This window comes from Sphingobium scionense, from assembly GCF_014197035.1.
In the GTDB taxonomy this organism is placed as follows: domain Bacteria; phylum Pseudomonadota; class Alphaproteobacteria; order Sphingomonadales; family Sphingomonadaceae; genus Sphingobium; species Sphingobium scionense.
The window spans coordinates 80,204-92,470 of record NZ_JACIEU010000020.1; the positions used below are offsets into that span (position 1 = coordinate 80,204).

8 protein-coding genes are annotated in these 12,267 nt (G+C 61.2%); 6 read left to right on the top strand and 2 right to left on the bottom strand.

Annotated features, from left to right (window positions below):
- The first annotated feature begins 48 nt into the window (after window positions 1-48).
- The 6 genes from GGQ90_RS20820 to GGQ90_RS20845 all read left to right on the top strand — a co-directional run bounded on the left by GGQ90_RS20820 (window position 49) and on the right by GGQ90_RS20845 (window position 8,881).
- Window positions 49-1,119, top strand: a complete 1,071-nt coding sequence (locus tag GGQ90_RS20820; protein ID WP_188083794.1) for an AAA family ATPase — start codon at window positions 49-51, stop codon at window positions 1,117-1,119.
- Window positions 1,025-3,538: a S8 family peptidase gene (locus tag GGQ90_RS20825; protein WP_188083795.1), complete on the top strand. Its 2,514-nt coding sequence runs from the start codon at window positions 1,025-1,027 to the stop codon at window positions 3,536-3,538. Before GGQ90_RS20820 ends, GGQ90_RS20825 begins: the two co-directional genes overlap by 95 nt.
- 18 nt (window positions 3,539-3,556) lie before the next feature.
- Window positions 3,557-4,150: a hypothetical protein gene (locus tag GGQ90_RS20830; RefSeq protein ID WP_188083796.1), complete on the top strand. Its 594-nt coding sequence runs from the start codon at window positions 3,557-3,559 to the stop codon at window positions 4,148-4,150.
- Window positions 4,151-4,587: 437 nt separating this feature from the next.
- The gene (locus tag GGQ90_RS20835) at window positions 4,588-5,919 is read left to right on the top strand and encodes a DUF4365 domain-containing protein (RefSeq protein WP_037477996.1); all 1,332 of its coding nucleotides are present in this window, start codon (window positions 4,588-4,590) and stop codon (window positions 5,917-5,919) included.
- Window positions 5,909-7,366 carry an argonaute/piwi family protein gene (locus GGQ90_RS20840; protein ID WP_037474223.1) on the top strand — a complete coding sequence of 486 codons (1,458 nt, stop codon included), beginning with the start codon at window positions 5,909-5,911 and terminating at the stop codon, window positions 7,364-7,366. Before GGQ90_RS20835 ends, GGQ90_RS20840 begins: the two co-directional genes overlap by 11 nt.
- A 192-nt stretch (window positions 7,367-7,558) precedes the next feature.
- Window positions 7,559-8,881 carry a hypothetical protein gene (locus GGQ90_RS20845; RefSeq protein WP_223178378.1) on the top strand — a complete coding sequence of 441 codons (1,323 nt, stop codon included), beginning with the start codon at window positions 7,559-7,561 and terminating at the stop codon, window positions 8,879-8,881.
- Between the two features lie 291 nt (window positions 8,882-9,172).
- On the opposite strand, the gene rlxS is transcribed toward GGQ90_RS20845, so the two are convergent.
- Entirely contained in the window at window positions 9,173-11,185 is a 2,013-nt protein-coding gene (gene rlxS / locus GGQ90_RS20850; protein WP_188083798.1) for a relaxase/mobilization nuclease RlxS, read from the bottom strand.
- A 341-nt stretch (window positions 11,186-11,526) separates the two neighbouring features.
- Window positions 11,527-11,886: a hypothetical protein gene (locus GGQ90_RS20855; RefSeq protein ID WP_246428352.1), complete on the bottom strand. Its 360-nt coding sequence runs from the start codon at window positions 11,884-11,886 to the stop codon at window positions 11,527-11,529.
- Between the last annotated feature and the right edge of the window lie 381 nt (window positions 11,887-12,267).

A 12,267-nucleotide genomic window follows, 5' to 3' on the forward strand; every position in this document is an offset into this window, starting at 1 on the left:
TCGCAGCCGGATTTGCGGTTGCCCATTGCTGGATTGAAGCCCGATAAAATGGCCCGCGCCGATCATCTCGTCTCTCTTGTTCGCGCCAGCGTTGCTGGTGACCGCGAGACGCTGCGCGCTGCGGCCGAGGCAATCGTGGCGGACGAACGGGCGAAAAAGCACCACGTCGTCGCAGACCGCATTGAGCGTGCCCTGGGCACCGTGCCGGTCACACCGCCGCCCCTGACCACATCACAGCCGCAGGTGGGACCAGGACGGGATACGATCATCGAGATCGAACCTCGGGTCCGCTTTGACGATCTGCTCCTTTCTCTGCCTGCGCACGAAAACGGGCGTCAACTCATCGAAGAGCATGTCCGTGCCGATGTCCTGCGTGCGCATGCCTATGAGCCGCGCCATCGAATCCTTCTTTCCGGCCCGCCCGGAAACGGCAAGACGTCCTTCGCCGAGGCAATCGCAGAGGCCCTTGGCCTTCCTTTCTTCGTCGTACGCTATGATGCGCTGATTGGCAGCTATCTTGGCGAGACCAATGCGCGACTACGTAAGCTCTTCGACTATGTGCGCACTCAGCCAAGCGTTTTGTTTTTCGACGAGTTCGATGCCATCGGCAAGGAGCGCGGCGACACGCATGAAACCGGTGAGATCAAGCGCGTGGTCTCGTTCCTGCTCATGCAACTCGATCAGCTACCGCCGTATGTTATCGTGATTGCAGCGACCAACCATGCCGAGTTGCTTGATCGCGCGGTTTGGCGCCGTTTCCAGATGCGGCTGGCATTCCCGGAGCCAGATCGCAAACTTCTGGAGGTGTTTCTGGACCGCATTATTTGTGGTTGGCCAGAGGCGCCGCGCATGTCGTTACAAAAGATCGCGGCGCGCCTTGGCGAGGTCAGCTATGCCGAAGCGCTCGACCTGTGCCAGAACGTGCGGCGGAGGCAGATATTGGGTTTGGGGGAGATCAGCATCGATGAGGCGCTCGCGAAAGAGCTTGATTTGTGGAAGTCTCGCGTTCGGCCAGGGAATGTAGATGCCGAGCGATCCATCCAAGCCCCTGCTGAGGCTGACGCCGAGCCAGCCAAGACAACGGCCCGCCGGCCCGCAAAAATTTCCTCGCCCACCTGAGTCTTTCCCCAGAGAGCGTCAGCAAGCCGCATTTGCGCCGAAATTCGATCGCCTGGCCCAAGCGCTAGCGCGGGATCCCGGTGGCCTTGAGCTGCGCGCTGATCCGGCTGCCCTCGCCCCGGAACGACTGCTCGTTTTCGAAGTCCGCGGCTCGGTGAACAATTTCGCCGCAGCGGTGCAGCGCGTTCCCGGCCTTGAATTGATCGACGAGGAGGAGTTGAGCAGCGACGACGACAAGGACCCCATTGCCTATCTCCTTGTTCCAGACGCCCGTGCGCTCGCTGAGCTGCTCTCTCTTTGGAAGCGCTGGAACGCCGATCGGCTGCAATTCGGGGAAACGCCATGGCGTGGCGTGTTCGAACTGCTTCGTGATCTGCGCCCATGGGGGCCGCAGGACCGGGTTCAGCAATTGGATGCCGGTTTTCTGGTGGAAGAGGTTGAAGGGCGCGGCGAAGATGAACTTGTACCGCTAGAGATCGAGCTAATCTACCGGGCCTCCGAGGATCAGGCCCGGACGTGGGAAGACGAAGTGCGCGTGGCAGTGACCGCGCGCGGCGGGCAAATCATCTCACGTGCCCGGCTGCCCGACATCGCCTATCATGCATTGCTCGTGGATTTACCAGTACACGCGATCCGCGAAATCATTGACCGGGCAGACGGCGGGATCGCCGGTCTTGAGCCCGTCATGCACATCCGCCCACAAAGTCTGGCGACGACCATCGAGATCGAGGACGCCACAGAGGCCGGCGCCGCTGCGGCGGTCGGGCAATTGCGCGATCCGATTCTGGCGCTGCTCGACGGTGTTCCGGTAGCCGCGCATCCGCTGCTTGCCGCCCATCTCGTCGTCGACGACCAATTCGATCTTGAACCCCATGCGCCCGTGGACCAGCGAGTTCACGGTACAGCGATGGCGTCACTCATCGTCCACGGCGACCGGAACAATTCTGCATCAGCGTTGCCGCGACGCGTTCACGTCGTTCCAGTGATGGGAGCGGGAGATCGCTTTCCGGCACGACGGCTCGTAGTCGATATTATCTATCTGGCCATCCGAGCGATGCGGGAAGGCGCGGGCGCGACGGCACCGGGCGTGCTCATCGTCAATCTTTCGCTTGGGAACGAACGGCGTCCCTTTCAGTCGTCACTATCGGCATGGGCACGGTTGCTGGATCGACTAGCTTACCGATATGGCATTCTGTTTCTGGTGAGTGCCGGTAACGTGAGGGAAACCTTTGGTGTTCCAGCTTTCGCGACCGGTATGGCTTTCGAGGACGCTGATGCAGCCACTCGTTGCGACGGTACGCTGACCGCCATTGGCAATGTAATGGCAGACCGGCGTATGTTTTCGCCGTCTGAGGCGATCAACGCGGTGACGGTCGGCGCGTCCAACGACGATTGGGTGTCCGCAGCCGACCGTCGCGCCGCCCGCACCATCATTGACCCGTTTCCGGGCATGCGGGCCGCCAATCCATCGAGCGCGCTAGGCCCCGGTTTTGCACGGTCCGTCAAACCCGACATTTTGATGCCAGGCGGTCGTGAACATCTTCGCCAGATACGCACCGACGGCCATGTCTTCGTCAGGCCGGCGGCTTCCACCCGCCCCGCTGGCCTTAAGGTCGCGGCGCCTCGCACCGGCGGTATCGGAATAGCCGAGGCCTATTCGGGCGGCACCAGCGGGGCGACCGCACTAGCGTCGCGTACATGTCATCGGATTCATGACGCACTGGAGGTGGCATATCCAGATTTTACCGGTCTGCCCCACATTCAGCGCGCCGTTCTGCTCAAGGCGCTGCTTGTCCATCCCGCTCGCTGGCCCGATGATATTGCGGCACGGATTAAAGCGATTATCGGTCCGGTTGGTGGGCATCATAGTCATATCAAGGACAATATCAGGCGTTTTCTCGGATTTGGCTATGTCGACGGCGATGACGCGGTGGCGTGCGCAGAAGATCGCGCGACTTTCTGGGCGGTTGGAGAACTCGCCCGTGATCGCGTTGCCACTATCCGTGTCCCTGTACCGGCGGTCATGAGCGGCCAGGCGAGGCCGCACAGCCTTTCGGCGACGCTGGCCTGGTTCACACCTGTCCAACCGGGGCGCAAAAGTTACAGATCCGTTCGCCTCAAACTGCTCGATCCGGCAGAGGCCGGTACTTTGAGCGTTTCACCGCGCAGCCTTCAACCCGACGGCAATCAGACCAATCGCGGCACCATATTCATGCGCTGTTGGGACGGTAACAAAGCGCCGGTTGTCGGCCCGGATATGTTTATTGATCTCGTCGTGCAGCGTGATCCGGACCCTGGCACGCCGATCGATGAAGCGGTGCCATTCGGTCTGGCGGTCACGATCGCCATGCCCGGGATCGTGGATCTCTATACACAGGTCGCGCAGCGTCTCGGCATCGCACCGCGGCAGCCGGTCTGACGCTGAAATATAGCAGCCATGACCGAAAAGAAGAAGCCTGCCAAAGCCGAACGTCCATCGGCGAAAATGCGGGCGTTGTTCCGCGAGGTTGCGCGCGACATCGTTGCGAAGGATCGCGAAGCACGTAAACGGGGTATCGCGCAAAATACGATCGGTGAGATAGAGCGGGCAATGGTAAAGGCTTATGTCTACGGACAAGAAGCCCTGCTGGACGATCGTATGTCGTTACGTTCATCCGATGCGCCATTCGACTGGTTGGAAATTCCGCCTCGTGCTCGTGGGACGCTAAGTTTCATGACGATCTGTTTTTCGCAGCGCTGGTCAGCCTCACCAGGCGAAGCGGCGGCGGCTCAGGACAGAAGTCCAGACGAGATTGAAACATTCAGTGAGGATGATCGCAAGCGGTGGGCCATAATTCGCGGCGATAAGCGCAGCAATCGATCGGTTGGCGACGGCAGTGTCGCGCCATTAATTCGCCTGGGCTTGCTTGCGGCGCGCTCCGATCACGGCAACCGATACGTTCTCACGTCTGCCGGGATTGCTGCGGGCAAGGAGTATTGGCGTCGGTCCGATGCTGGTGATCCTACACTCCCAAGGGAAGGGATGCGGTGAAATCTACCCGAAGCATCTTGATCAAATCGCATTCCGGACTGCCGATTAGGACATGCCGATGCTCATGATCCACAGAATGGGCACGGAAGCGATCGGCGCCAGTGGCCACTCAAAGAGCTCCAGGAGTACTCGGCTGGCGACCCAGAAAACAGGGGGCGGGCGCCCTTCGGTAGAAATGAGATGAGTCGTACACCATCTTGCGATGGGTGCTGCAAAGCGCTTTCGAATTTCGACCAGGGGACATTTGCCGCTCCGCTGTTGCCCCCAGGCCATGCTGCCTTGAGGCACTATAATTGTGATGACGCGGGTCCGAGATTTTCCCGGATCAGGGAATGCGCGAGGCAAAACTCCGATTAAGACCGCGGAAATCTTGGAGAACGCCTGCGATTTTCAAAATTCGCGATGGCGCAGTTGCCACGATGTTCTATCATCGGACCATGGCGAAAAAGATTACCGACAATCAACTGATCGGCGAGTTGGGCGAGGCGGCAGTACGCAAGCGTTTCTTGTCTATGGGTTTCCAGTTTGACTCTCGTAGTCGGCTGGAGGCGGGCATTGACGGCTTGGCGGAAGTCATGATTGATGGCGAGCCGACCGCCCGCATGATTGCCGTGCAGATTAAGTCGACGCGGGGAGCGAAATACACGTCCGAAACCGACACCAGCTTCACATACCTATTGGACGTAAAGGACTTGGCCTACTGGAATACGTCCAATCTCCCGGTCATCGTCGTGATGTACCGGGAGAGTGACGATAGCCACTACTGGGCGCAGGTTCAGACCCAACCGGGGGTGGAGCAGCGCCGGCTCACATTTGACAAGACCTTGGATGTCCTGGACAAGTCCTCACTGGACCGCCTCGCCGCGCTGACGGTCCCCATCAATGGCTACGGCTATTACGTTCCGCCATTGGGCGGCGGTGAGACCGCGCTGGTTAATCTGTTGCCGATCAATCTGCCCACCGAGATATTCGTCGCGAGCACGCCCTTCGATCGCAAGAGCGCGCTCAAGGAAATGTACGATACGGGGGAAACGGCACGATACGACTGGGTGATCAAGGACGGCACGTTCTGGTCCTTCCACGACCCACGCGATGCGGTGACGGGCTCCTTCGTCGATCTCGATCAGGTAGACGCTATAGAAACCCGTATGATCGGGTATCATGAGGACATCGACGAACAGAACAATTTTGCGTTCTTATTACGTCAGACACTTCAGCACCAGATGCAAGACGATCTGGCTTGGGACAAAGGCAATCGGGTCTTCTACGTGAAGGCGTATGAGGACAGCCAACCGCGAACGTTCCATTATCAGTCGGCCAAGGTGAAAACGAAGGCCGATGTCGTGAACGTCACCATGAGTACAAAGGTGCCCGGCAAGGTTGGCTTCGTCAGGCATCATGCCTTCGCGCCTAAGTTCGAGTGCATGATGGATCAGTGGTTTCTCATGGTCAGCCCTACCTACCATTTCACGACGAACGGCTACACGCGTCACCCTTTTCCGGACGCGTTACTCTCAGGGAAGAAGCGTCTGGAGAACAACGCTGCGATTCGCGGCCAGGTGATCATGTGGCATCGCTTCCTTACCCAAAATGAGGGCGGTGCCACCGATCTGTTTGCCGAACCTGTCGCACCGACCGTAACCTTGCGCTTCGATCCTCCGCCGGAAATCGAACTGCCAACCACTGTGCCGGATGATGTCTGGGGCAAGCGAACCGCCACAGAGCAGGATGAAGGTAACACCTCGGGGTCGTTGTTCAATGAAGTTTGAGTGCCGGATATTTGATGAACCGCTGCTCGAATTTGGCGATCAGCATAGCCACCAGGACCCTCGTCTCGGGCTGACCGATGCTGGTCCGCTGCAGGCGCCGCTGGGCGACAAGATACGTTTGGGCGTGGTGGGAGACGCAAAGACGGTTCAGGGCTCGAAGGAGTTCTTTCTGGCGGCCGCAGGCGGGTTCGCATCTAAGGCGGAAAGCCATCCGAACATGAACCCGAACTTTCCGGGCTTGCACAATAACAATCCGTTCCGCTGCGGCTTCGAGGTCGATGACGACGCCTGCGGCGCCCTCACCAAGGCTCAGATCGATCGAATCATAAAGGAACCCAATCACGCAAAGGCGGTCGAGATGGCGGTTGATGCCATCATGGATATTCTTCAGACGATCGACGACAGTGGAAACCGCCCCGATGTCGCGGTGGTTGCTCTGCCAGTCGCGCTCATTGAGCGGGTTTGGAACGCGAAGACCGATGCCGACGGCACCACTGAGCAGGAGGATGCCGGCGGCTCGGATGCTCCTAATTTCCGGGGATTGCTCAAAGCCAGGGCGATGCCTCTCAATTTCCCGATCCAGATCATTTGGGAAGACGTCATCGACGAGAAGGCGAAGATTCCGCGGAAGGTGAAGGTCTCCAGTGATCGGAAGATTCAGGATCAGGCTGGGCGAACCTGGAACTTATTGACCACCCTCTACTACAAGGGTTCGGGGCGCATTCCGTGGCGCCGCCTGCCGAAGGAAGGCGAGTTTCGCGCCTGCTACATTGGCGTTAGCTTCTACCGTGATGTCAGCGGCCAGCAGCTTTGGACCAGCGCAGCCCAGATGTTCGACGAACGCGGCCGAGGGTTCATTCTGAAAGGCAAGCGCGCCCAGACAGAGACGCGCGGCCGTCATCCTTACATGACCGAGGCAGATGCCTATGAACTCGTGAAGGGGGCGTTGAAGGCCTATCGGGACCACCACAAACATCCGCCAGCCCGGGTCATCATTCTTAAGACATCGCGGTTCCGCGGCGAAGAGGCCGATGGCATCCTGCGTTCGCTGAATGAGGCGGAGACCGAGTACCGCGATCTGGTGTGGGTCCAAGAGTCCTATGACGCCAAGATCCTGCGAGATGGCGATTACCCGGTCCTGCGAGGCACGTTTGTCGAGCTAGATGGCAAGGGTCTGCTCTACACCAACGGCAGCATTCCCTATTATGGCACTTATCCAGGGTTGTATGTGCCCCGGCCACTGCTGCTTTGCCCGCACCCCAGCAGCGACAGCACGGTGGCGCAGATCGCAGAGGAGGTCTTCTCGCTGACGAAGATCAACTGGAATTCGACGCAGATGAACCAGCGACTGCCGGTCCCCATCCGGGCCGCCCGAAAGGTCGGTGAGGTGCTGAAGTACATGGCCGAAGGCCAAGTGGTTAGCCCCGATTATCGGCGATACATCTAACGGTCACGGGTCGATTTAGGACAGAGTCACAGTGGTTTATCAACAGGTCCTAGGATCGATCATGGCTGGGCGGAGACATAAGCGAACTCAGCCAAGGGTGAAACCGCATTGAAGCGATGGATCACGGCCATCCGCTAGGGTCTGTTCCCGAACGGGTTCAAAACAAGAGGAAGTGGAATGTCCCAAAGCCCTATGTGGATCGCGACCAGAGAAGGTCAGGACTGGCTCGACGAGGACGTGCTCGCCGCCATTGACTGGCTAACCTCCATGGTGTCGGCTGCCGACTGGGAAGCCCGAATGGGCCGCGTCCGAGCCATGTTTGCGCCAGCCCGCGACCAGTGGCCGTCCGGTGCCAGGCCGCCGCTCTACGATCCCGGTGACCTCATCGCTTGGTATGTCTTCCAAGCCAATGCCTACGCGTCAGATCGCGCCAATCTGGTAGAGCAAGAAGCGTATCGCATCGCCCCGGTCTTTCGACGGCTCGGCCAGCTGCTTCCTTCCCTGAAGCTCGTGATCGGCGTCGAGAATCGCGTCAGGCGGATGATGATCGATAACCGGACAGTGCCCGATGACGCGCTGTACGAGTTGCTGGTCGCAGGCGCCTATGCCTCGCGCGGCTGGAGCAGCGTCAAGTTCGTTCCCGAGGATTCAACTCGGCGAACGCCAGACCTGCATGTGAGCCATGAGGGGATTGAGTGGGCAGTCGAATGCACGCGCACAGGGCGGTCCGACTATATGGCGCAGGAGCGCGCGGCCGGCGATCGGCTAGCGCAGCTAGCGCTGGAGGAAACTGAATGTAGGGTGACTTCGATCTCGGTCGAGGTGATCTTCGAAGCTGAGCTGGCAAACTTGCCTGAGAGATATCTGGCCGACCGTGTCGCAACCTTTCTGGAGGGTGGCACTGGGGAATGGCGTGATGAATCGGGATATGGCTGGATCAAGCGCGCGGACTTGCGGTCTTTACGCGCCGTCCTTCGTCACGACGACATCATGTTTGGCGCTAGCCGGATGATCGAATTGCTGATGGGCCAATACATACATGCGGTCGATTACCGGATGGCAGGGGCATGGACCCCGGCGCCCGGACGCCCCTTCCACGCCACCGCCGTGGCGCGCGCGAGCGTGGTGGGCTGGGTAAGCGCATCTGAGGAAGCCGCACGGCGCAAGGCAACGCACTTTCGAGCGCTGGTGGCTGACAAATCGGGCCAACTTAACGACCGGCCGGGCGTTCTTCATGTCGGCTACGAGACAACCGGCGGCAATGCCGTCGAAGGTCTTCGCCACCAGTTCAATTTGGAGCAGATGGAGACGTTCGAGCCGCGCGGAAGCACGCTCGAATGGGTCTATGGCAACTACATGCTGCCCGAGCATGTCACGGCCAGAATGGAATCCGCAGCCTTGACCGAAACCACCGCGATTTACCCAATCAAAGGTCATCAGAACCCTCAGCCCCTTCCGAACCACATGCTGTTTCTCGATGACGAGGGAACGCCGGGGCATCATTTTCCTCGCTGAGGAGGCGCATGCCAGCATCAACGAGGCGCAAGTCCGCTTGATGCGTGAGCGAATGGCCGTCTCTTGTACTACCGTATCGATCGATGAGCGACCGCGACAGAACCATGTTGCAGCCTGGCGGGCCGCTGTTGGACGGACGGCAGGTTACGGCACAACCTGCAGTTCCCTAGCCGGCGGGTGAAGGGCTTGAGTTGGTCTCGACCTGCCGGGAAAGCGAAAGGTCTGCACCTGGGGAGCGGAATTCGGCAGCTGAACGGCAACAAGGGGTCGATCCTGTCTGATGCCGATCAATTACGAAATGCTTGGCCCACTCCGACCGCGCCCGATCGACCAGGTGATTCCATCACCCCGTACCAGACCGGACACGGTTTTTCCGACCTGCCGTTCCAGCGCGGGACGCCACGGCACCAGCGTGAAATCCCGGGCGCGCTCGATGACGGCGAACCGCCCGCTGACGAGATCGACCGAACGGCGATAGACGCCCTCAATCCGGGCGCCCTCGGCAGCCTCCCGGAATTGCATATTCACCTCGGCGGCGAACTGGCCTGCCACCCGCAGCAGTTCGCGCCGCTGGAGCGCCGCGATCATACCGCTCGAGAACGTCGGGCTGCCCGCAGTTTCTTCCGCGAATCCCTGCGCCACCAGCCACTGCCGACGACGCGCCTGGGCATCGCGCAGATCGTGGCCGAACCCGGCATCGCGGATGGATACGGGTGCGCCCGAAACAAGCTCCCGGTCGATCCAGGTCGCAGCATCGGCATCGACCAGTCGGTCGAGCGGCTGCGCCGACAACATGGTGATTGTAACCGGACGGTCCCGCAGACGATCCGTCTCATACACGGCTACACGATCGAGATGGTCGGGTGCGATGATCCAGCGCCCGGACGGCTCGCGCTCGACGATGCCCGATAGCCGTCGCATCGCCTCGAGCCGCCGGACATGGGTTTCAGCGAAGGCTTGGGTGGCGGTCGGATCATGGCGAAGATGGGCATCCACATCGTATCGTCCATCATTGGCGGCGGCGACCGCGGCGATGGTCCTATCCGCCTCCCGCAATGTCGGGCTGACCGGATCGATCCGCACGATCGCATCAGGCGGCAAGCTGACGTCGGTTTCCGTGCCCCCTTCAGCGAAGCTCAGAACAGGCTTGCCGATTGCCACATAATGGCTGCGCCCATCCACGCCGTCGACGATCAGATAATGGCGATCGGCGTGCTCATCGGCGAGCCCGCGCGCCAGCACGCGGCCGACCAGCGGGCGGGCATCGGGCGCGGTCGGATCGTAGATCGCCTGATCGGCCGGTGCTCGGGCAATCGCGGCGCGCGAAAATTCGCGCTGCATCGTGCGGATGATGTCGCCCCGTTCGCCCAATGCGCGCAGCGTGTCGGCAAGGTCGGGCGCGAGCCGGAAGCGCCCGGCACCGAGGGGCTCGGCCAGGCCCAGGCGCGACAGCTTCGCCAGTCGGCCGACGCGCAGTGTCTGGTCGAACGCATCGCGACCGTTGGTTGCCACAACCCGCGTAGCGTCCGCTCCCTTGAGCAAGGCCCGGTCGATCGAGGTCAGGCGCTCCTGCTCGACTTCGCCACGCAGCGCCTGCGCGATCTCACGGTCCGTGCGCGGGCCAAGATCGAGATCGACCAGCTCGGCGGCGCGCTCGCGGATGCCCGTCGTCATATAGTCGCGGGCGATGACGAGATCGGCTCCGCAATCATCCCTACCGCGCACCACGATATGGGTGTGCGGATGGCCGGTGTTGAAATGGTCGACAGCAACCCAGTCGAGCTTCGTCCCGAGATCCTCTTCCATCCGGTTCATCAGCCGGCGGGTCAGGGGTTTGAGATCCTCATATTGGTCGCCGTTCTCGGGCGAGACGATGAAGCGGAACTGGTGGCGATCGCCTGAGCCCCGCTCGCCGAACGCCTTGCCGTCGATGGCGTCGGCATCGCGCCCGTATAGCGCGCCGCGTTCGCCCTCGCGCGTGGTGCCGTCGCGCTGGAGATAGCGCAGGTGCGCGGCGGCGACCGATACGCCCTTGCCGGCGAGCTTGACGATGCTCGCCTTGACGATGACCCGACGACCGTTCGAGGCCGCAGGGCCACCGCGGCTGGCAAGCATCCGCCCGACACCCGCGCCGCGCCCTATCCGGGTGCCTGAGAACGACCCTCGTGCGAGGCCTGGCGCAGCGCTACCGCTGCGCGCGAGATTGGCGGCGGCGAGGACGCGGCCGAGATAGCGCCGGGCGCGCTTGCCACCTTGCTGGCGCTGGCGCCCAAGGCGCGGCTCAAAGCTGTCGTCGTCGGCCATTGTCCTGATTCCGGGGTGTGGAACGGCGAGCATGCCGCGCAGCCGATGTTATGAAAACCGGTGCCGACGAACATGGCGGAATGCCGACCTTCCGGCGTGGAACGGCACTGGTGCCGAGAGTACAGTGTCGGTGCCGGCTCCAAAAAATGATGTGCAGACAAGGGCTTATGGCGCACAAGTGCCATAGCTTTATCTTGCCTTACGCCGCCCTTCCGCCTGAACCGCTCCTGCCGCCCATTTCCACCTTCCTGTTGCCCGTCCATGTCGCCCGAGCCGAGGCAAAAAGAAGCCGGGACACGATGCCTGTCCGGCACCCTGTCCCTGCGTTTCCGATGCCCCGATCAGTGCGTCGCCGCGAATGCTTCGCGTGCCTGCCGTTCGCTCCTGAAGCTGCGCCGCCCCATCAATCCGTGCGCGTTGCCATCGCCATCGACGATGCTCACCGCGACGAACCAGCGGCCATCCAGCCGCCCGACAATCGCCACCCGATCGAGTTCGAAATCCTCCTCATCCTGTGCCTGATATGCGCCGAGCCACCGTTCCGATACCCTTGCGTCCCAAAGGAAATCGCTCTCCTCGGCCTCAAGGAACCGCTGTGCCAGCGCCTCGCCTGCGCCCCGTCCAAACTCGATTTCGAGCCCAGCCACCAGCGTTGCAATTACGCGGTCCGACGCCGCCCCGATGGGTTGAAACATGGTCATGATCGCCTCCTTCGCTTGAAATCCTCCTCATTGAGGACAGACCTCCGGAGACGGGTGGCGGAGCGGCTGTCAGGGCCGCGGAGGCGCAGCCGGAGCGCCGCGCAGCGGCGGCGGAGGAACCGATTTTGTTGTGCTAGCAACAAATAAAAGCGCGTGCGAAGCACGCTCTATTTCACGGCAAAATTGGAGGGGCCGCCGGCCTTGCACAGCCGCTTCGCTGCCCGTCATGCTGGGCCTTGCCGAGACGAGCCCCTCCAACGTCCGAGATCGCGCGATGCCCTTGCAGCGTTAGCGTCCGCGCTCGTGGTGTAATTTCCGGTGTAGATTGAGGCGATCGCATGGGTGGGGCATGCCCCACCCATGCGAATTCGATCTCGGTGG